Origin of the sequence: Paenibacillus sp. FSL H3-0329 (genome assembly GCF_037963285.1) — a bacterium.
In the GTDB taxonomy this organism is placed as follows: Bacteria; Bacillota; Bacilli; order Paenibacillales; family Paenibacillaceae; genus Paenibacillus_AQ; species Paenibacillus_AQ odorifer.
Genome location: NZ_CP150150.1, coordinates 1743573 through 1763837, shown reverse-complemented (window position 1 = coordinate 1763837; position 20265 = coordinate 1743573). Strand labels below are relative to the sequence as shown.

Here is a 20265-nt window from a genome sequence, read left to right as displayed (position 1 = left end):
GATATTATTCCAGAGTCAAGACTACTACAGAAGCAGGTGGAAGCTCGCAGCTCAGCTTTTCACCCGATAAAGATGCACCCTCAAAAGCTACTGGAGTAACTGTATCCGGTGCCTCAAACGTATTGTGCGCACCCAGCACGGAATGCGTTAAGATCTGACCTGTCACTTTGCTAAAGGTAACCTCTTCAATACCAATACTTAGCGATGCGCTGTCATTATGGCTCAAGTTACAGAGAGAAACATATACATTGCCATTCGTATCGCGAGAAGCAGAAACGCTAATCTGTGGAATTGTTAGCTCCCCAAACGTATAATCAGGGCTCTCAACAGTTACTTCAAGCAGTTCATTATCCTGATGCTCTTTGTACATTTCAAATACATGATAGGTAGGCGTTAGAATCATCTTGTCGCCCTCCGTCAGGATAAGAGCCTGCAGTACATTGACCACTTGAGCCAAATTCGCCATTTGCACACGACTGCTATGCTTTTGGAAAATATTCAGCGTTACCCCTGCTACCAATGCATCTCTGAGTGTATTCTGCTGATACAGGAACCCCGGATTCGTACCAGGTTCATTTAAGAACCAGGTTCCCCACTCATCTATAATCATTCCAACCCGCTTATCCGGATCATATTTATCCATTACCGCTGAATGTTTGGTAATCAGTTCATCCATATGCAAGGTTTTTTGCATAGTCTCAAACCATTCGGCTTCGTCAAAACCTAAAGCGTAACGTTTCTCTTCCCAGCTTCCAGGAATCGTATACGAATGAAGACTGAGACCATCCATAAACCGTCCAGCTTCGCGCATTAGCACTTCTGTCCAATTATAATCATCAACGTTGGCGCCACCAGCGATTCTATAGATCTGATTTTCACCATAATTACGCACATATGTCTGGTAACGTCTGTACAAATCCGCATAATATTCTGGACGCATATTGCCGCCGCAGCCCCAGTTCTCATTACCTACACCAAAATACTTCAACTTCCACGGCTCTTCACGCCCATTTTCACGACGCCAATCCGCCATCGGTGATTCGCCTTCAAAGGTCATATATTCAACCCACTCCGACATCTCCTGAACAGTGCCACTGCCAACATTCCCGCAGATATATGGTTCACAATCCAGCAACTCACATAATTCAAAAAATTCATGAGTCCCAAAATGATTATTCTCGACGACACCGCCCCAGTGCGTATTCACCATCCGCTTACGGGTTTCTTTTGGACCGACGCCATCCTTCCAATGATACTCATCGGCAAAACAGCCCCCCGGCCAACGAAGGACAGGAATATTAACTTTTTTGAGTGCTGCTAGGATGTCGTTGCGAAAGCCCTTGGTGTTCGGAATCGGCGAATCTTCCCCCACATAGATCCCATCATAGATACATCTGCCCAAATGCTCGGCAAAATGACCATATAGATACTTGCTAATCTTATTAATTCCTTTACCTGCATGTAGCTTGATAGTAGTCATCTATTCTCTTCTCCATTCTTTTGCTTACCCCAGATGGAAATTCCATTTTCATTTAATCCAGTAAATACAAGGGTCTGAGTTTCTTTCTCCCAATCCCATGACGGAAGCAAATGCACCTTCTCTATCCGGCCTTTACCCTCGATAACGTCATTCCAGACCAAGGTCAGGACTCTGCGTCCATCAAAAGACCAGCTTCCTTTTCCATTCGCACCTTCCAGCTTAAAGTCAGAGGATAGACTTATGAGGGCAGACTGAATCTGGCCATCCACTGAGGGGTCCATTACAATCCATTCCCACTGTCCTGCGATTAGCTGTTCTGGAATATCCTGTTCCACTTCACCCGCATACCGTTCTGGAGATACAACAGGCCAGCCATCCTCTGTCCACAGAATTCGACGAATCTGTAGATAGGACCAATGTTTATCGATTTCACCACGTGCATGATGAACTATATAATAGCTGCCATCCTCATGAAGAACTGAGTTATGGCCGGGAGCAATCCAACCTGGATCTTGTCCAAAGCGATAGCCACCCAGTATTTTATTGCCGACCTCATATCGTGGTTGATGCGCACTATCACTCATATCTCGTCCGTTATAATCCACATATGGGCCGGTAATAGTATCTGCACGAGCGACACGAACGTTATAATCCTCAAACAGGGAGTCATAGGAGACGAACAAATAGTATTTTTTGAATTGCTCGTTATACACTATGTACGGTCCTTCAACTGCTCCATCTTTAATGGTGTTATCCCGTTTAGCGATCAGCGTACCAAAACCTTCTTGCTTCGGTTTGCCCGTTTCCGCATTCAGCTCAATGATATGAATTCCACCAAAAAAAGAACCATACACCATCCACATCCGTCCATCTGCATCCGTAAGCACATTTGCATCAATCGCATTCAGTGAATCTTCAGCACGCGTCTGAATCACCACACCTTCATCGGTCCAAGGTCCCTCAATAGAAGATGAAGTTTGAAGTCCGATTAGCGATTGTCTACTTCCAAAAGATGAGGCCGAGTAATACATTCGATACTGATCACCGTATTTCACCACATCTGGTGCCCATAAATTAGTAGCCCCTGCCCATTCCTTCGCAACTCGGGGAATTCCCGGCAGCGCATAATGAACCCATTCCCAATGGATAAGATCCTGTGATTTTCGAACCATTACGCCTGGTCGTAATTCTCCTCCGACTCTTATGTCGGTAGAAAAAACATAGTAACCCTCATCTGTTTTAATAATGCCTGGATCATGTGTGTTGTGAAGCGTCCATAAAGACTCAATATCAATCACTGATAGATCATACATTGGCATGTTCCCTGGGGAACTTGGAAAGACAAGATCTGTTGTTTTTTTTACCATTAAATTATCACCTCAGAAATAGCAACAGATTGAGCAGCAATAAATATTAAATTTAAAATGAAAAAATATGTATTCGCTTACAATATAAAATAACATATATAAAAAGCCTTGTAAATATATTTCTATAAACCTTTTCATATTTATATGAAATTAAACTCGAAATAAATGAATTATGGCGAAATAATCGTCTTTTTCTTTAGTTTAATCCTTTGTTTGTTTAAATTTTACTAAATTAAAAGAAAATCATGCCAAAAATCCCTCTTATATTTGACCATTCTACAAAATAAGGAAGTATACTTTATTTATATGCCTTATTAGTTTATAATTTTATAAAATAGTATAATTTATGACGTAATCGGAAGAAGGTATTGATAAAATGATCTATATTAAAGATTTAATGAGTGGATTAGAAATTTTCAAGGCACTAAGCTCAGAAATCAGAATCCTCATTTTAGAGCTCCTTGCCACCAATCAAGCCTTGAACCTGAATGAAATTGCCAAAAAACTGAACCTCAGCAACGGCGCCATTACCATGCATATTAAAAAGTTAGAAGAAAGCGGTCTCATTGAGATAAACACATCAGTGGGCAAACACGGTATTCAAAAGGTCTGCTATTTAAATAAGGACAAGCTTATTGTTGACCTTCGCAGCAAGGATGTTGATAATCTTTACGAAGTAGAAATTCAAGTAGGTCATTACAGCAACTATCAGGCTGTTCCAACTTGTGGACTGGCTACCAAAGATAGCATCATCGGGGATTTCGACGAGCCGCGTTATTTTGCAGATCCGCAGCGAATTGAATCCGAAATTATTTGGATGGCTGAAGGGTTCCTCGAATATAGAATTCCAAACTACCTTAAAGCCAACCAAACGTTCCGCGAAATTCAGTTCTCGATGGAGATCGGCTCTGAAGCTCCTGGGTCTAACGATAACTATCCGTCCGACCTTTATTTCTATTTAAATGGAATTGAAATCGGATTCTGGACTAGCCCTGGCGATTTCGGAGATACCCGGGGAACGTTTAACCCCGATTGGTGGCCTCCGCACCTAAACCAATACGGCATGCTGAAGCTGATCCGTATCAATAATGAAGGCAGCTTCATTGATGGCTGTCGGATTTCTGATGTGACCCTTGATGATATTCAATTGGATTACAAAAGTGAACTCACATTCCGTATCGCAGTAACCGACAAGCCTACAAACAAACGTGGACTCACGATTTACGGAAAACATTTCGGCAATTATAGCCAGGACCTACTGGCACGTGTGTTGTATGATGTACATGAAGTTGGAGAGGGCCTCCCTCGTAACGCTGTTATAATAGCAGAGTAACCAACCCTAATCTAAATAAAAAGACCCTAAATTCAGCTAACGCTGATTTAGGGTCTTTTTGAGCTTCGTATATTTTTTCGATATTGAACCATAATAACTTTGTCTCCCAAACCACCGAGAAGGAGTGTTTCGAATGCGTGAAGGTCTAATTCCCGCTGTTCTTGGAACCGTCGTAACCGCTTCTAGCGCCGCTTTTCTTGGAAGCAAGTATAAGATGGCAGCAACAGGCGTACTTGGATTTGGTCTGGCTCATGTCGTATTGGGTGCCATTGATCTGTTTGAGCATCGGTAAGGATTGGAAGATGCCGGGTGGTATGAACACTGCCCGGTTTATTTTGTATTTATTATGTTGGCGCAATTACAAGCTGCTCCAACGAATGAAGTCATAAAAACAGCGATTCTCCTGATATCGGAGAATCGCTGTTTATGTTTGGGTCGCTGGCTGGTTACTCCAACCTTGTCTCCATCATCTCACATGTATCTCACGTGGCTCACGGACCCAAATGACGTTATTTGCATATTTTTAGCCCTTGGAGCATGTTTTCGGACTCCAGTGACGCTATCCCTTGGAAAATGACCAATATTGGACGTTTTTCAAGCCAATAGCTGCAATGGAGTCCGATAGCACCCAAAATATTAGCAAATGCTGCGTATAAGGTCCGCTGTGTCCGATAGCTACTACTAATACGTATATCTGATGGTAGTTGTGCATGTATGTGTGTTGGATAGTGAAAACCTACACGCATCCGAAAAGGGCGATGCATGAGCATTCGAGAGCGAGAACTTACACGCTTCCGCAAAGCGGCAATATATGAGCTTTCGAGAGCGAGAACCCACACGCTCACGTCAGCGGTAATGCATGAGCATTCGATAGCGGAAACACACTTGTTTCCGGCAGCGTCAACCTAGGTGCTTCCAACAGCAGTATTCCACTCGCTTCCGCCAGCAATCAGCTAAGGTCAAAAAAGGGGCTGTCCCAGCAGCTATTTTCATAGCTTATGGGACAGCCCCTCTTAGCATTTTGAATATTTATTTTATAGCTACATAAAATAATCGTTCAGCATCATCTTCTGCCTCTACCCACTCGAAATCGGCATAGATCTTCACATCACTAAACCCAGCCTTAAGCAGCTCTTCCTTCATCCAGTTAGGATCGTAGGCACGCTGAATATGGGTCTCTTCGAATCGGCGATAGCGATCGCTGTGTCCGTCTTCACGGGCAAAAATGGACAGATGATGTTCAATTTCGCGGCGTGGAACATCCATCTCACAAGTCCAAATATAAGACACAGATGGCTCGTCCAGAATAAAGGGCTGTTCTTCTTCATAACGAATTAGTGTGTTTGGATGATGCACATCGAACAGAAAGGTTCCGCCTTGCTTTAACCCTGCATAGGTACTGGCAAAAACAGCGCTGATGTCATCCTCTTCCAACACATAATTCAGACAATCACAAAAGGAAATCACAGAATCCACCAGCTCCGGAAGCTCCCATTCCTTCATGTTTTGTCTAATCCAACGAACACTGCCTTCACGCAAAAAGCGCCGTCCCTGGGGATGCTCCTCCATTTTGCGCTGTGCCACTGAGAGCATGTCAGAAGATAAATCGATTCCGGTCATATGATATCCTGAACCCGCCAAAGGAATTGTAATACTCCCTGTACCACAGCCAAGCTCGGCTACAGTTAACGGCTTGCCGTATTTACTCCATGCGGCTTCAGCAAAGGATATCCAATCTGGATACGGCATATCTGCCATAAGCTCATCGTATACATAAGCAAATTTCCCATAGGAAGACACAATTACACCGCTTTCTATAACAACATTTTATAAATTACGTCTATTGAATCGTAAGCTTAATCCGTCGTTTCTTCTTGCCCTTCGGTTGTTCCTTCTTCATTATCCTTAGCAACAAGATAAGTCCAATTCTCTTTTTGAGTAATATGGCCTTCCTTCATCAGCTTCCCAAGTGCACGCTTGAAGGCGGATTTACTGATTCCGAACCGTTGTTTGATAATATCTGGCGGCGTAGCATCCGAATAAGGCATCGCTCCACCTGGACGAGCATTTAAGAACTCCAAAAGTGCGGCAGAATCTACATCCATCCCCACTTCTTTACGGAGACCCATAGAAAGGTTAACACGTCCATCCTCACGGATATGAGAGACACGTGCTTCAAACTGCTCACCAAGACGCAGCAGACGGCTCCGCTCAGATGAATGGACCATACCGATAATCCCAAAGCCTAGAACACCCGCATCCACAAGTACAAAAGTACCCATTTGCAGCGGCTTATACACTCGGGCTGTTACAGTCTGTCCCATCCAAGATTCAGGTGCAGGCAGAGCTAGTGGAGCAAGCTCCTGTTCTCCGGCCAGCTTGGCACGCAGACGCCCCTGTTTATCATGCTCCATGATCGCAAACACATAGTCTCCAACCTGCGGACGCAGCTCTGGAAGTTCTGGAAGCTCACGAATAGGCAGCAGCAGCTGGCGTCCAAGGCCCATTTCCAAAAAGCAGCCCAGACGCGGATGAATATCAGCCACTTCCAATAACGCCATCTCGCCCAGCGTCAGAAATGGTTTTTTCATCGTTGCCGCAAGACGGTCCTCGGTATCAAAGAAAATGAAAACTTCAACTTTATCACCGGCTTTTACCTTCTCTGTCAGCTCCGTATAATGCAGCATAACATCTTGGTCTCCAGCATTTAAAAAGAATCCGTATGGGGAAACTTCCCGCTCTACATGAAGTGTAACCGTAGTTCCTGCAATCAGGCTCATACAGTCTCCACAACCTTGGCATCGGACCACAGACGCTCGATATTGTAATATTCACGCTCATCGCGGTGGAATATATGAACGATAACATCGCCAAGATCCATCAGCACCCAGCGTGCTGAATCCATGCCTTCAATCCCTTTGATGATTCCGCCTGCTTCATGAACTACTTTACGGACTTCGGTAGCGATCGCCTGTACCTGAATATCCGAGTTACCGTGACATACGATAAAGTAATCACTGATTGGTGAAACATTACGTAGATCTAGTGCCACGACGTTCATTGCTTTTTTATCTTCAACAGCCTTAAGGGCCAGTTCTAACAGCTTGCTTGGTTGTACACTCATATTTTATCCTCCAATATTCTAACTAAATCATTACGCGCCAGTACCGTTAAGGGGAAAATCACCCGGCGTTTCTCCAGTAACAAACTAATCGTAGAATCGAACCCAGCGACTAATCCTTCTTCCAAACTTACTTGTGCCTTCTCGCGTATCTTATCAACCCCGGGAAAATCACGCCCAGGCTCGATGTAGTCAGCTAGGCAGACGATTTTTTCAAGTAAACTCATGTCTTCACGGCCTGAGGTATGGAAACGAATCGCATTGATAATATCAGGATCCGTAATCCCATAGTCTTTCTCAGCTACAAAGGCGCCTACTTCCGAATGCCACATCTGCTTGTCATACACCAGAAGATCCAAATTCAAATGATTTTGTTCAATGATCTCCTTCATTCGCTCAACCGGCCAATACTTGGCCACATCATGCAGAATCGCTGCTGTCTCTGCACGTTCAGGGTCAGCACCATATTGCTTCGCCAGTTGAATAGATGTCTCCATCACGCCGAGTGTATGCTTCCAGCGCTTATCAGGCATCTGTGTGGAGACCGCCTCAATCAGCGCTTCGCGGCCGTATGCCATACAATCCACTCCTTTGAACATAATCGAACACTGCCTCTGGAACCATATAACGAATAGATTTACCTGCTGCCGCCCGTTCTCTTAACATCGTTGACGAAATATCAACCAGTGGCATATCTGCAAGCAATACCTTTTTTGCTATAAAGTCTGGCAATGCATCTAGATCAAGAGGTGTTCCCGGACGACCCACACCAATAAATGTAAGCCGCTGCACCAGTTCTTCAATCTCGTTCCATTTCGGCAAATACTGGACCATATCCGCTCCAATGATGAAATAAAGATCGAAATGCGGATACTCCTCTTGCAGACGTCTTATGGTCTCATAGGTATAGGAGACGCCACCTCTGACAACTTCCCAATCTAATGTGCAAAAAGCTTCGTGATTCTTCACCGCTTCCTGCACCATTGCTAGCCGGTCTTCTCCAGATACACCTGCCTCATGTTTATGAGGCGGGATATGTGAAGGCATAAACCATACCTCTTGCAGACCATAAGTATCTCTTGCGGCTTCCGCTGCCATCATATGACCGATATGAAGAGGATCAAAGGTACCTCCCATAATTCCAACTTTCAAGAGGACGACCTCCTCGGTAAGGTATACTTACAGCTATTAACGCGGCAGCTCAATGGTTTTGTTATCACGTGATTCTTTGTATAGAACGACAGTCTTACCGATCACTTGCACAAGCTCAGAACCCGATTGTTCAGCCAGAGCAGCACCGATTTCCTTGGGATTCTCAATATTATTGCTCAGTATACTAATCTTCATAAGCTCGCGCTTCTCAATAGCTTCTTCAATATGGCGTACGAGGTGATCGTTTACTCCACCTTTGCCCACTTGAAAAATAGGATCGAGATGGTGCGCCAATGAACGAAGATACCGTGTTTGTTTACCAGTTAACATAAATGAATAACTCCTTAATTAACATATATTATTACCTATTATTACCCTAACTTAATGAATCCATTTCTTACTCATTTCCACCCAAACAATCCAGAATGGTCTGCCGCATGATTTCTGTAGGAGCAGGCTGCCCTGTCCAATACTCCAGAGCATAAGCTCCCTGATAGACAAACATACCAAGGCCTCCATGAATCGTGCAGCCCCGTTCGAGTCCTTCCAACAATAGCCGCGTGCGCAGCGGATTATAAATCAGATCGCTTACGACCATTCCTTCACGAAGCAGTTCAGGATCTATCGGTGTCTCATCCATATGAGGATACATACCTACGGAGGTAGTATTGATCAGCACGTCTACACTACTTAGCATTTCTGCTACTTCGTTCATGCTAATCCCGATGACATTCCCTTTGCTCCGGCACTGTGTCGCCAAGTCCTCTGCCTTCTCAGCGCTGCGATTAGCAATAATGATTGAAGAAGGTTTCTCTTGAAGTAGTGCGGCAACAATTCCTCTTGCTGCTCCACCGGCCCCGATAACCATAATCTTCGCACCAGACAAATCAGAAATAGCTTCCGCTTTGAGCGAACGCACATAACCGATTCCATCCGTATTATATCCGGTGAGCACTCCGTTATCATTAACAATCGTATTGACTGCACCAACGGCTACTGCACTCTCATCTAATACATCCAAATACTCCATCACCGCAACCTTATGCGGAATCGTCACATTCACTCCACGGAAACCAAGCGTACGGATCGCTTGCACCGCATCGCCCAGCTTCTCCGGGAGGATATGAAGCGGTACATAAGCACCCGGAATTCCCAGCGCTTGCAGCGCTGCTTCATGCATAATTGGAGATTTGGATTGTATAATAGGATCTCCCATTACACCGAGTAGAATATTACCGCTATTGTAGCCTTCGACTGCTGTTGTAGACAATAGATTATCCTCCCTCGTTAAATCATCGAAGGGCGGGTAAGCACCTTCACCCCACGCGGAACGTGAATGGCCACAACTGCACCTTCAGTTCCATTAACCTTAATCCAGCCCAGACCCGAAATGTATAGATCGGTTCGGCTGCCCCGATTAATCCGGAACTCATGCCGCTGCCAAGGTGGCAGCTTGTCCATCCGGTCACTTCCCGGTGGAGACAGCATTTCACCGCGATGATCCTGATAGAGGGAATCTGCGCGTTCCAGCTTCGTGCGATGGATTTTTAAAGTACCACTAATAAAGCAAGTGAAGGATTGATGCGGCCCTTGTACGAAATCAAAACGTCCCAGTCCACCGAAGAAAAGAGTCTGTCCTTCGTTCAACTGATAGACTGTTGGCTTCAAAGGATTGGCAGGCATAACTGCATCCAGATCCTGACGCTCTACTAATTCACTATAACGCCAAGGATACACAATCCCTGGAGTATCTATAATGTAGTGGCCATCATCCAATGGAATTTTGACCGTATCGAGTGTTGTGCCAGGGTAACGTGAAGTCGTTAACTCCTGCTCCAAATCGCTATAGTCCGAAATCAGACGATTAATAAGTGTGGATTTGCCCACATTGGTAGCACCCACGACATATACGTCACGTTGGCCGCGCAACTCCGTTACGGCTTCCAGCAAACGGTCAAAACCTTGATTGCGTTTCGCACTGCAAAGTACGATTTCAGCCGTCCGCAAGCCTTCCTCTTTACAGCGCTGCTGCATCCAGTTACGCAACTTGTTCCAGTTTGTAACTTTCGGCAGCAAGTCACATTTATTCACTGCAAGAATAACAGGGTTATTGCCAACAAAGCGCTGCAGGCCGGAAATCAGACTGCCTTCAAAATCGAAGATATCGACAATATGAATAACAAGCGCATTCTTCTCTCCTACTCCACTCAGCAGGCGAAGAAATTCATCCTGATTCACCGAAACAGATGAAGCCTCATTATAATTTTTAATCCGGAAACAGCGTTGGCAAATCACCGGGTCCCGTTCAAGTGCAACCTCCGGAAGGTATCCTGGTTGATCCTTATGCTCCGTCTGAAGCTTGATGCCGCAACCGCTGCACTTCTCAGGACGCCGTGTTTCGCTTTGTTCGTTCATTACTATTTTTCCTCCTCGTGCCACAATCCTTTTTTGCGAAGCCGTGTCAGAGCAACCCGCTCTACCCGGCGATTAAACCTTGTGCCGAACCCCTCATCCTTGACGGAGATTGGCAGTACCAAAACAGTATACAGGCCAAGGCGATTGCCGCCGTATACATCTGTAAGCATTTGATCTCCCACCACAATCGTTTGTTCAGGTGGCAGCTCCATCTGCTTCATCGCTTTGAGAAAAGGAGCATTACTCGGTTTACGAGCCTGGTGCACAAATTCAATATTAAGCGGTGTTGCAAAGCGTGACACCCGTTCCATGTTATTGTTAGATACGATGATGAGCTTAAAGCCCAGTTCCTTCACCTTTTCGAACCATAACAACAGCTCCGGAGTAGCCACAGGCGCTTTGGCACCGACCAGTGTGTTATCCAGATCCGTGATGATTCCGCGATATCCCTGTCTATACAGCTCGTCCAGAGCAATATCGAATACCGTATTCACCCGGAGTTTGGGAACTAACATTTCAAACAATACGTTCACCTCGATTTCATACAAAAAACTATAACATACTCCTTGCGCATCGCAAATAAATCTGTAGCTATACTTTCACGCAAAGTGTTATTTCTTGGATCTCATTTTTCTCCGCACCCACAAAGCTTCAGTATACACGCTCTGCCAGTCTTTGTCTTCAATAACCTCAGGGCTATATTTCGCCTTTTCGAACATTGCTAGTAGTGAGGATAGATGATCAGCCACTGCCGGACGTTCTCCACTCCAGCGATCTACGGCTTCACGCAAAGTTTCGTGCTCTTCTTTTAGCATTCCCTTGCGGTGCAAATACCTTACCCAACGCTCAGTTTCCGCCACTACTTTCTGATCTGGCGTTAAAGGCCGGCCATTGCGCAGCTGCTGCATGAAGAAGCGAAGCTTAAAGCGTCTATGCCAAACTATAAAAATCGTCCAGGACAGCAACACCGCTACAGCTGCCACAACAACCCAAAGACCTACATGAAACCCTTGATCTTCTTGTGCGTTATTCACAGGCGCTGGTGTAGGTTCTGCCTGTTCTTCTTGATCTTCTGACTCGACTTCAGGGGTTTGCTCATTCTGAGTTAAAAGCGGAATATTAAATCCAGGTGTAGCTTCAACTGGAATCCAACCATAATCACCAAAGTAAACCTCAGCCCAAGAGTGGGAATCCGCATTGGTAATTGTATAATTATTATTCACTGTGCCTGATTGCTGTTGTGCCGGATTCATTGGGATTTCTGGCTGTTCCCCAGGTGCGTACCCCTTAACCCATCGTGCAGGGATGTTCAGAGAGCGCGCCATAGTAACCAGTGCCGTAGAATAATAATCACAGTAACCTTCCTTTAACTCAAACAAAAACCCTTCTACAAAATCGTTGCTTGTGACACGTGATATATCTGGATTATTGGTATATGGAAAGGTTTGTTGTAAGTATTGTTGCAAAAGCGCTGTTTTTTCATACGGCGTTTTTCCTTCAGCCGTGATTTCCTCAGCCAGCTCCCTGACTCTTTTAGGAAAATCGTTAGGCAGTTGAAGAAACATTTTCTCCAAATCGTTCCCTTTATATAGCTCCTCATACGTCTTTGTTGTCAATTCTTGAACAGGAATTACAGGAACCTCAGACGTCACCTCAAAGGTAGACGGATAAGCGAGTTTCTTCCCATCCACATCCCAGATCAGCTCGCTGTCCCGGCTTCTCCAGGAGAGTCCATTTCCAGCTTTTTCCCCATTTAAAGAATCCACCGAAGATACTGAATAAGTGCCAAACAGCACAGGAAATTCATTATTATTAAGCACGGTTACTGTTTGTTTCAGTGTTCGTGTATTCACTTTAGAACCCACACTGCTCTCTAAAGATTCACCTACATCCACCGCTTCTAGAGGTCCCCGATTTAACCGATCTCTATCGACCCAGCCTCTTCCGGAATATAATCTGCGCGTTTCTCCCCGCATATAAATACGCAAATCAGAAACCACTGTCATCACCGGTGTATAATCGAAGGTAAAGCCGCCGCCTAGTTGATCATCATTCAGACTGTAACCTGACGAAGTATTGTTAGTAGGGGAGACAGAACCCATCTCAGATTTCGTGGTCCCAACTGTGCCCTTCCCAGAAGACTTCCCAATCCCATTCCATTCTTGCCAAGCGGTATAAGGATCGGTTAGGGTAGGCCTTACCCCAGGCATATTCACTCCAATTAGGATGACCAAAGAGAAGACGATGGCAATATTAATGACAATTTTCGTGGGATATTTCAGCAGATGCACCCAACCACGCGGATAATGTAGCTGGAAGCTTCTCAGATGATGGCTGACCAGCCAGCCCATCCCCGCAAATACCGTCCAGGCTACTTCCTGCCACAAAACGATAGATGTAAAGGAATCCAAGGCAGCAAAAGCCACTATGTTCATTCCTATAAACCATAAAATACGTCTTTTTGAGGATGCCCACCAAGACGACAACAGCAGCAGGGCTGAGGCCCCGAGAGCAAACCAGATATAGGGCACCATATGAACTGCAATATCCTGCAGTCTGTCCGGGAGGGTTGTTGCCCAAGGATCAGCGACGTATATACCATAATTGATAAGTATACGATAAACGATATAAATAATAGCTGCCGCTTCAATAAAGAGCCTTATTTGAACTTTAACAGGAATTATGATTTCCATAACAGTGATCGTTATTAATGCAGCCCACACAACAGCAGTTGTCTGTCTTAACCAGATAGGCTCCGTATAAGAGACCCACTGGTGGGCTATAATCAAAAGCCACAATAGACCTAAAGAACGATGCCATGAGAATTTCATCTGATTCCACCAGTTTTTCATATCAGACTTCCCCTCCTAATACTATGGGAAGCTCTTGCAGTGAATTAATGCTGTAGCCTGTAATCCCCCGAGATCTTAGAACGTCTGTCCAATCTGTGCTGCTGTTCGTTTCTGATAAATTCCCTATATGAATGTGAGACGGAGTCATCCCTCTGCTGTCAGCCCAACGTAATGCATCCAGTACAGGTTGGCCACTTTGAGGACTAATTAGCACGAAGTATGAGCCTTTAGGGAACATACGATATCCTTTTTCCAAACGGGAAATGAGTGGACCATGCCCTTCGGCGTTAAGATCGATCAAATATTGAATCATTTTCTGACGTTCAGCAGCACCTTCAACTGGTGCAAATACCTTCGTGGTCTTATCCAAGCAGCAAAGACCGATCCCTATCCGCTCTCGAATACCGAATCCAAGAAGTGAAGTTGCTACAGAGACTGCGAGTTCAAATTGATTCGAATTCATATAAGCAGAAGCAGAGCCGTCCAGAACTAGAATGGTTTTGGGAATCGACTCATGCTCGAACTCTTTGGACTTCCACGAGCCTGTCTTTGCCGTTGCATTCCAATGTATGCGTGTTAGGCGGTCGCCGTATACGTAGTCGCGTACACCGTTAATTTGGGTGGTCTCACGACGTGATTGAACAACAGAGGTCTGTGGTCCAGAAAGACGGGATTTTCTTTCATATAACTGCCAGCGCGGAACATAGATTGCACGAGGCAACACCTGAAACTGTCCTTCAGCCAGAAAAGTACCTTTATGCTCGACAAGGCCAAAAATATCTTGGCTGATGATATCCGTATCTGAAAATGTATAAGTGCCCCGTTCCAGAACCGGTGTCTGAAACCGCAGTTCCCCATGCCCTCTGAGGCTGGGAATCAGGCTTTCCTCAAATACCCATGATTCGCCATTATGCCGTTTCAGAACTTCCCTTACAACCACATAAGGTAAAGGCAAAATTCCCGGGATTGTGACCTTCAGACCTACACGAAGATACCCACCGGCAGAGAGCAAATCTCCCTTATCCTGTTCGGCATAAAAACTGCGAACACCCTTAGCCCGCCGAACGCCTCCTAAACCTCCAGCAATCAGATATGCAATAAGTACAGAGACCATAATAAACAACATAAATGCAGTTTTACCGCCCTGAAATAGTACATATAAGAGCGTAATACTCCAAATTACAAGGATGCTGGCGAATTTGGTAGGCTGAATGTGAGCTGCCACCGTAGACAAATAACGTCTCATATTATTGCCTCATCGTAACAGGCACATGAATGCTCTGCAGAAGCTTTTGAAGCAGCGAATCTACGCTAATATTATCTAGCCGCGACTCTGGACGCAGCAATATACGATGACCCAAGGCAAATGGAGTAAGCACCTTTACGTCATCCGGAAGAACATAATCCCTTCCCTGTAGGAAAGCATAAGCTTTACAAGCCAGCATAAACGATAACGAAGCACGTGGACTTGCACCTAGCAATACAAGCGGATGCTCTCTTGTCTGGCGTACAATATCTAACAAGTAATTCAGTACAGGATCACTCATATAAATCTCACGAATCTCCTCTTGAATACTAGCGATCTGCTCCATACTAGTGACAGCTGTAAGCCTGTCCACTGGTTGACCTTCTTGATGGCTCAACAATAGATTTTTTTCGGTTGCTGCATCAGGATAACCAAGACTAATTCTTAGCATAAAACGATCCAACTGAGCTTCCGGCAGCGTGTAGGTTCCCTCAAAATCTATCGGATTCTGGGTGGCGCACAACATAAATGGATGCGGAAGCGGATAGGTCTCCCCATCTACGGTTACATTACGTTCCTCCATCACTTCCAGAAGGGCGGATTGTGTCTTTGTCGTGGCTCGGTTAATTTCATCAGCCAGCAGGATATTCGTCATCACCGGACCTGGGCGGAAATGAAACATCTCGTCCCTCGGATGATACACAGATACACCGGTAATATCACTCGGAAGAATATCCGGATTACATTGTATCCGGCGATACTCCCCGGACATTGATCTGGAAAGTGCGCGAATAAGCTGGGTCTTTCCTGTTCCCGGTACATCCTCGATCAGAACATGACCACCGGCAAGCAGCGCTGTTAGCAGCAATTGTATTTCAAATGATTTTCCAAGTATGCAGGATTCTAGATTATTACGGACAGCATTCATGATGTGCATTGATTCTTGACGAACGGGCATATATGATCCTCCTAGGTCAGAATAAGCAGTAATATTTATATTTTACATGATTAGGGGACCCAAAGTACATTGTTGAAGCTTACGAAGTGTAAACAAACCAAAAACCCGCAGGACACAATGTCCCGCAGGTTCTAATCTAAAGCGCTAGAATCCCATTATCCTTTAGGCCGGACAACCAATGCAGCCAGGAAAGAGAACACAATCGCTGACGAAATCCCTGCGCTCGTGATATCAAAAATCCCTGTAACTACACCGATCCAGCCATCCCGTTCCAGCTCTGTCAATGCCCCATGGACCAAAGAGTTACCGAAGCTTGTGATTGGAATGGTTGCGCCTGCACCCGCAAATTTCACAAGTGGATCGTAGATGCCAAAAGCATCAGCAATCGCTCCGGCTACAACTAATGTACTCATCGTATGTGCAGGTGTCAGCTTCAATACATCAAACATCAGCTGGCCTATAACGCAAATGGCTCCTCCGATCAGAAAAGCCCATAAGTAAATCATCATTAAACTCCACCTCCACTTTCTATAGCAACAGCATGAGCCACACACGGAATGCTCTCTCCCTGCTGGTATGACAATGGGGATAATAAGGCTCCAGTTGCCACAATCAGCACCCGTTTAAGCTCACCTTTTTTAATACGCTTGAGTATATGACCATAAGTCACTACCGCGGAACATCCACAACCACTTCCTCCGGCGATCACATACTTCTGTTTCTCCAAATCGTAGATAAGCAAACCGCAATCATCAAAGGTTGTTTGCTCCATTGGAATCCCTTCTTTAGCTAATAAGGTTTTCGCAATGGGCAAGCCTACAGATGCAAGATCGCCTGTTACAATTAAGTCATAATGCCCGGGGGATAGTCCGGTATCCCGAAAATGCGCAGTAATCGTATCCGCTGCCGCCGGTGCCATCGCTGTTCCCATATTAAAAGGATCTGTCAAACCGAGATCCATTATTCGTCCAAGGGTAGCCGAGACCACTACCGGATTGTTGCCAGTCCCATCATTCTGACCTACTACAGCACAGCCCGAGCCTGTGACCGTATATTGCGCTGTTGGCGGCTTCTGTGAACCGTATTCGGTAGGATAACGGAATTGCTTTTCCACCGTACAGTTATGGCTGGATGTTCCCGCGAGCACGTATTTGCTCCCTCCGGAATCAACGATCATAGAGGCAATCGCCAGGCTCTCCATGGAAGTGGAGCAAGCACCAAAGACTCCAAGATAAGGCACACCTAATTTTCTTGCCGCGAAGGAGCTGCTGATAATCTGGTTCATCAAATCTCCGCCAACAAAAAACTCCAGCTTCTCCTTATCGAGGTTTGCATTAATCAGTGCCAGTAGGGAAGCTTTTTCGAAAAGAGCCCGCTCGGCCTTTTCCCATGTTTTTTCTCCCATTTCCAGGGAGTCAAATATAAAATCAAAATCTGACGTTAATGGACCCTCTCCCTCTTCAGGCCCCACTACAGCGGAAGAGCCTAAAATAACGGGACGGCTCGTGAACTCCCAAGTCTGACTGCCAAGCTGTTTCATGTATGTGCACCTCCACCTACGCCTAAAAAGAGATAGACGATACCAATTATGAAAGCAGCGACAGCACCAAATACGATGACTGAACCCGCCAGCTTGAACATATTGCCACCCACACCGAGCACAAGTCCTTCCGCACGGTGTTCCAGAGCTGCTGAACACATACTGTTCGCAAAACCAGTAACCGGAACCGCAGTTCCTGCACCGGCCCATTGGGCCATTTTGTCATAAACGCCAAAGCTGGTCAGAATTACAGAGAGTAGAATCATCGTCGCTACAGTTGGACTTGCAGCTTCTTTGGAGGTCATATCGAATATGGCCATATAAGCCTCCTGAATCCCTTGTCCAATTACACAGATTAGGCCGCCAGCAAGAAATGCTCGCACACAGTTTTTGAATACGGGCCTAGCGGGTACAAAGGGCTTGGACAATTTCTCGTAATCTTGCGGGGTCAGGGTATCAAGCTTCAGCTTGACACCCGATTTTTTCGTTTTCGCCGGCATTGAGAGCACCTCCTGAAAGTTAGGCGAAGGGGGCTGACAAGCATCATAGTAGTACTCACTTTGAGCCCCTCAAGTTGTTTCTTCGCTTAGAAGTTTTCCTTATTGTTTGCCATACCCCGCTTCGTTATGTCCCTCCAATTCAGGAAAAATACAGTAACACAACTATCAGCAGCAGGAACAGCACAAGAATAAGCACCGCTTCCTTTTCCAGAGAGTTGTGGCGCCAGTAACGTCTGCGCGCTCCGCTAACCTTTAGGTTTCTTTTGGAGTATCCTCCCTGCACCCTTCTTTTGGGTACACTACCTGCTACCCTCATTTCCTTCGCATCCTTTCTAAAGCTCCTGCCACCAGAGCCCCTATTGCATTGTATTCGCGGAGCGTTCACCGGGTGTTCATTTGTCTCTTTAGCATGGACAAGTGAGCTCACAATGTTCATACTAAGTGGCAGGAAGAAATAACGTTGTCGTCCATTTTGGATGGCAACCGTTTCTCGTAGAACTATAAGGATGATGTATAACGCAAAGCTTATACGTCCTTATATTTTAATAAAGGAGTGATTTCAAATGAATCAAGAAACATTGAATCTATTCAAAACACTTACCGAATTCCCTGCAGCCCCGGGCTTTGAGCGCGAACTCCGCGCTTACGTCAAGGATTCTATGACACCTTATACCGAAGAGTTCGTGCAGGATCGTCTCGGAAGTCTGTTCGGCGTATTGCGCGGTGAGGAAAACGGGCCAAAAATTATGGTCGCTGGACATTTTGACGAAGTGGGCTTTATGGTCACCGGAATTACTAACACCGGGATGATTCGTTTTCAACCGCTAGGCGGCTGGCTTGCTTCTGCTGTTGCTTCCCAGCGTCTCCAAATCATTACACCAAAAGGGACATTGACTGGTGTTGTTGGCAGCACCCCTATCCATCTACTAAGCGCTGAAGAACGCGGCAAGACGGGCGAAATCAGCAAAATGTATATTGATATCGGTGCAGACAGCCGTGAAGAGGCAGAAAGCTTTGGCGTCAGACCAGGTCAACAAGTACTGCCAATCTGTCCGTTCACCCCGCTTGCCAACCCTAAAAAAATCATGGCTAAAGCGTGGGATAACCGTTACGGCGTAGGTCTCGCCATTGAGCTGGTTAAATCATTACACGGCAAAAAGCTGCCTAATACTGTTTATGCTGGAGCTACCGTACAAGAGGAAGTTGGACTTCGTGGAGCACGTACAGCCGCTAATCTTCTGTCCCCAGACATCTTCTTTGGCTTGGATGCGAGCGCTGCTGCTGATATGACCGGTGATAGCCAAGCCTTTGGCCATTTGGGTAAAGGCGCTCTCCTGCGCATTTTTGATCCAACGATGGTTACACATCGCGGCCTGATCGAATATGTACAAGACACAGCGGATACTCACAAGATCAAATACCAGTATTTTGTCTCCCAAGGTGGAACAGATGCAGGTCAGGTTCATGTAAGTGGAATCGGCGTTCCTTCCGCAGTCATCGGAATATGCTCCCGCTACATTCATACCGCTTCATCAGTTATTCATAGCGATGACTACGAAGCTGCTAAAGAGCTGTTAGTTAAACTCGTAGAAGGCCTCGACCGCACTACACTGCAAACGATTATCGAGAACAGTTAGGTTCTTATTTTTAAAAGAGCAGCAATCCTTTTTGAAGGATTGCTGCTTTTTTTTGGGGGTCGTGGCTTACGGACCTGTGTCACTTGCGCCCCAGTGGTGTTTACAAACCCCGATATTACTTTTAAAAACCAATTGTGCTTATGCTTATCAATCCCATTGCTCGCTGATCCCGCTATAGGTACTACGACGGACCCATGATGCTTACGAACCCACGTTGTTTATTGTTTACGCTCCCAAGTTGCTTGCTTACGGCGACACGTTGTTTATTGTTTACGCTCCCCAAGTTGCTTGCTTACGGCGACACGTGGTTTATTGCTTACGCTCTCAAGTTGCTTGCTTACGGCGACACATTGTTTATTGCTTACGCTCTCAAGTTGCTTGCTTACGGCGACACGTTGTTTATTATTTACGCCCCCCATATTGCTTCGGACTCAGATGACGCTATTTGCTAATTTAGAGCCTTTTGAGTAAAGTTGCGGACCTCAGAGACACTATTCCAGAGAAATGGGCTCATAATCGGTGTCATTTATGCTAATAGCGACTATGGTGTCCGATATTCCTCCAAAAGTGGCATAATTCTGCGTTTAAGATCATCTGTGTCCTATAGAGACTCCCCCTATCTCTTTTCATATAAAAAAAGCCCGCCTCAACGGCGAGCTCTTTG

At 45.6% G+C, this 20265-nt stretch carries 21 protein-coding genes; 3 read left to right on the top strand and 18 right to left on the bottom strand.

The features are described 5' to 3' along the window. Window positions 1-4: 4 nt before the first annotated feature. Together NSQ66_RS07650 and NSQ66_RS07645 are read right to left on the bottom strand one after the other, a co-directional pair. Window positions 5-1480 carry an alpha-N-arabinofuranosidase gene (locus NSQ66_RS07650; protein WP_076101285.1) on the bottom strand — a complete coding sequence of 492 codons (1476 nt, stop codon included), beginning with the start codon at window positions 1478-1480 and terminating at the stop codon, window positions 5-7. Continuing rightward, entirely contained in the window at window positions 1477-2847 is a 1371-nt protein-coding gene (locus NSQ66_RS07645) for an arabinan endo-1,5-alpha-L-arabinosidase (protein WP_076215851.1), read from the bottom strand. Before NSQ66_RS07645 ends, NSQ66_RS07650 begins: the two co-directional genes overlap by 4 nt. A 376-nt stretch (window positions 2848-3223) precedes the next feature. On the opposite strand from NSQ66_RS07645, the gene NSQ66_RS07640 reads away from it, so the two are divergent. Both NSQ66_RS07640 and NSQ66_RS07635 read left to right on the top strand, forming a co-directional pair. Further along, window positions 3224-4180: a winged helix-turn-helix transcriptional regulator gene (locus NSQ66_RS07640; RefSeq protein WP_036675692.1), complete on the top strand. Its 957-nt coding sequence runs from the start codon at window positions 3224-3226 to the stop codon at window positions 4178-4180. A 133-nt stretch (window positions 4181-4313) separates the two neighbouring features. Further along, entirely contained in the window at window positions 4314-4472 is a 159-nt protein-coding gene (locus tag NSQ66_RS07635) for a hypothetical protein (RefSeq protein WP_036675694.1), read from the top strand. 737 nt (window positions 4473-5209) lie between these two features. Here NSQ66_RS07635 and NSQ66_RS07630 read toward each other — a convergent pair. The 16 genes from NSQ66_RS07630 to NSQ66_RS07555 form a co-directional block, all read right to left on the bottom strand. Further along, window positions 5210-5980, bottom strand: a complete 771-nt coding sequence (locus tag NSQ66_RS07630) for a class I SAM-dependent methyltransferase (RefSeq protein ID WP_038569469.1) — start codon at window positions 5978-5980, stop codon at window positions 5210-5212. A gap of 56 nt (window positions 5981-6036) precedes the next feature. Continuing rightward, on the bottom strand, window positions 6037-6960 hold the full coding sequence (locus NSQ66_RS07625; RefSeq protein WP_036675697.1) for a S1-like domain-containing RNA-binding protein: 924 nt from the start codon (window positions 6958-6960) through the stop codon (window positions 6037-6039). Next, window positions 6957-7304 (bottom strand): ribosome silencing factor, encoded by a 348-nt coding sequence (gene rsfS / locus NSQ66_RS07620; protein ID WP_076213395.1) that lies wholly within the window; start codon window positions 7302-7304, stop codon window positions 6957-6959. The genes NSQ66_RS07625 and rsfS overlap by 4 nt, the downstream gene beginning before the upstream one ends. Then, window positions 7301-7879, bottom strand: a complete 579-nt coding sequence (gene yqeK, locus NSQ66_RS07615) for a bis(5'-nucleosyl)-tetraphosphatase (symmetrical) YqeK (protein ID WP_076144513.1) — start codon at window positions 7877-7879, stop codon at window positions 7301-7303. Before yqeK ends, rsfS begins: the two co-directional genes overlap by 4 nt. After that, a complete protein-coding gene (locus tag NSQ66_RS07610) occupies window positions 7851-8453 on the bottom strand; it encodes a nicotinate-nucleotide adenylyltransferase (RefSeq protein WP_036675702.1) in 603 nt (200 codons plus the stop codon). The genes yqeK and NSQ66_RS07610 overlap by 29 nt, the downstream gene beginning before the upstream one ends. A gap of 36 nt (window positions 8454-8489) precedes the next feature. Then, window positions 8490-8783, bottom strand: coding sequence for a ribosome assembly RNA-binding protein YhbY (gene yhbY / locus NSQ66_RS07605; protein ID WP_036675703.1), 294 nt, complete (start codon window positions 8781-8783; stop codon window positions 8490-8492). Between the two features lie 67 nt (window positions 8784-8850). Further along, window positions 8851-9723, bottom strand: a complete 873-nt coding sequence (gene aroE, locus NSQ66_RS07600) for a shikimate dehydrogenase (RefSeq protein WP_339279645.1) — start codon at window positions 9721-9723, stop codon at window positions 8851-8853. Between the two features lie 17 nt (window positions 9724-9740). After that, on the bottom strand, window positions 9741-10868 hold the full coding sequence (yqeH, locus tag NSQ66_RS07595; protein WP_326047456.1) for a ribosome biogenesis GTPase YqeH: 1128 nt from the start codon (window positions 10866-10868) through the stop codon (window positions 9741-9743). A gap of 2 nt (window positions 10869-10870) precedes the next feature. Beyond that, complete coding sequence (locus NSQ66_RS07590; protein WP_076213420.1) at window positions 10871-11392, bottom strand: YqeG family HAD IIIA-type phosphatase; 522 nt, start codon at window positions 11390-11392, stop codon at window positions 10871-10873. Window positions 11393-11479: 87 nt separating this feature from the next. Then, on the bottom strand, window positions 11480-13720 hold the full coding sequence (locus tag NSQ66_RS07585) for a transglutaminase domain-containing protein (RefSeq protein WP_076141202.1): 2241 nt from the start codon (window positions 13718-13720) through the stop codon (window positions 11480-11482). 1 nt (window position 13721) lies between these two features. Further along, complete coding sequence (locus NSQ66_RS07580) at window positions 13722-14966, bottom strand: DUF58 domain-containing protein (protein ID WP_076141201.1); 1245 nt, start codon at window positions 14964-14966, stop codon at window positions 13722-13724. A 1-nt stretch (window position 14967) separates the two neighbouring features. Next, window positions 14968-15924 carry a MoxR family ATPase gene (locus tag NSQ66_RS07575; protein WP_036675712.1) on the bottom strand — a complete coding sequence of 319 codons (957 nt, stop codon included), beginning with the start codon at window positions 15922-15924 and terminating at the stop codon, window positions 14968-14970. A gap of 155 nt (window positions 15925-16079) precedes the next feature. Continuing rightward, window positions 16080-16430, bottom strand: coding sequence for a stage V sporulation protein AE (gene spoVAE, locus NSQ66_RS07570; protein WP_036675923.1), 351 nt, complete (start codon window positions 16428-16430; stop codon window positions 16080-16082). Between the two features lie 2 nt (window positions 16431-16432). Beyond that, a complete protein-coding gene (gene spoVAD, locus NSQ66_RS07565; RefSeq protein ID WP_036675714.1) occupies window positions 16433-17464 on the bottom strand; it encodes a stage V sporulation protein AD in 1032 nt (343 codons plus the stop codon). Continuing rightward, a complete protein-coding gene (gene spoVAC / locus NSQ66_RS07560; protein ID WP_036675716.1) occupies window positions 17461-17964 on the bottom strand; it encodes a stage V sporulation protein AC in 504 nt (167 codons plus the stop codon). The genes spoVAD and spoVAC overlap by 4 nt, the downstream gene beginning before the upstream one ends. A gap of 139 nt (window positions 17965-18103) precedes the next feature. Further along, a complete protein-coding gene (locus NSQ66_RS07555; protein ID WP_155288103.1) occupies window positions 18104-18280 on the bottom strand; it encodes a hypothetical protein in 177 nt (58 codons plus the stop codon). Window positions 18281-18527: 247 nt separating this feature from the next. Between NSQ66_RS07555 and NSQ66_RS07550 the strand changes: the two genes are divergently transcribed. Further along, complete coding sequence (locus NSQ66_RS07550) at window positions 18528-19601, top strand: M42 family metallopeptidase (RefSeq protein WP_076141200.1); 1074 nt, start codon at window positions 18528-18530, stop codon at window positions 19599-19601. Window positions 19602-20265: the final 664 nt, after the last annotated feature.

What these genes read in the sequence shown, in the direction of transcription:
- NSQ66_RS07585 (WP_076141202.1), bottom strand. Translation starts at nt 13,720, where the DNA reads ATGAAAAACTGGTGGAATCAGATGAAATTCTCATGGCATCGTTCTTTA.
- yqeH (WP_326047456.1), bottom strand. Translation starts at nt 10,868, where the DNA reads ATGAACGAACAAAGCGAAACACGGCGTCCTGAGAAGTGCAGCGGTTGC.
- NSQ66_RS07625 (WP_036675697.1), bottom strand. Translation starts at nt 6,960, where the DNA reads ATGAGCCTGATTGCAGGAACTACGGTTACACTTCATGTAGAGCGGGAA.
- NSQ66_RS07550 (WP_076141200.1), top strand. Translation starts at nt 18,528, where the DNA reads ATGAATCAAGAAACATTGAATCTATTCAAAACACTTACCGAATTCCCT.
- NSQ66_RS07640 (WP_036675692.1), top strand. Translation starts at nt 3,224, where the DNA reads ATGATCTATATTAAAGATTTAATGAGTGGATTAGAAATTTTCAAGGCA.
- NSQ66_RS07645 (WP_076215851.1), bottom strand. Translation starts at nt 2,847, where the DNA reads ATGGTAAAAAAAACAACAGATCTTGTCTTTCCAAGTTCCCCAGGGAAC.
- NSQ66_RS07555 (WP_155288103.1), bottom strand. Translation starts at nt 18,280, where the DNA reads ATGAGGGTAGCAGGTAGTGTACCCAAAAGAAGGGTGCAGGGAGGATAC.
- yhbY (WP_036675703.1), bottom strand. Translation starts at nt 8,783, where the DNA reads ATGTTAACTGGTAAACAAACACGGTATCTTCGTTCATTGGCGCACCAT.
- rsfS (WP_076213395.1), bottom strand. Translation starts at nt 7,304, where the DNA reads ATGAGTGTACAACCAAGCAAGCTGTTAGAACTGGCCCTTAAGGCTGTT.
- NSQ66_RS07650 (WP_076101285.1), bottom strand. Translation starts at nt 1,480, where the DNA reads ATGACTACTATCAAGCTACATGCAGGTAAAGGAATTAATAAGATTAGC.
- spoVAD (WP_036675714.1), bottom strand. Translation starts at nt 17,464, where the DNA reads ATGAAACAGCTTGGCAGTCAGACTTGGGAGTTCACGAGCCGTCCCGTT.
- spoVAE (WP_036675923.1), bottom strand. Translation starts at nt 16,430, where the DNA reads ATGATTTACTTATGGGCTTTTCTGATCGGAGGAGCCATTTGCGTTATA.
- NSQ66_RS07575 (WP_036675712.1), bottom strand. Translation starts at nt 15,924, where the DNA reads ATGCCCGTTCGTCAAGAATCAATGCACATCATGAATGCTGTCCGTAAT.
- spoVAC (WP_036675716.1), bottom strand. Translation starts at nt 17,964, where the DNA reads ATGCCGGCGAAAACGAAAAAATCGGGTGTCAAGCTGAAGCTTGATACC.
- yqeK (WP_076144513.1), bottom strand. Translation starts at nt 7,879, where the DNA reads ATGGCATACGGCCGCGAAGCGCTGATTGAGGCGGTCTCCACACAGATG.
- NSQ66_RS07580 (WP_076141201.1), bottom strand. Translation starts at nt 14,966, where the DNA reads ATGAGACGTTATTTGTCTACGGTGGCAGCTCACATTCAGCCTACCAAA.
- NSQ66_RS07635 (WP_036675694.1), top strand. Translation starts at nt 4,314, where the DNA reads ATGCGTGAAGGTCTAATTCCCGCTGTTCTTGGAACCGTCGTAACCGCT.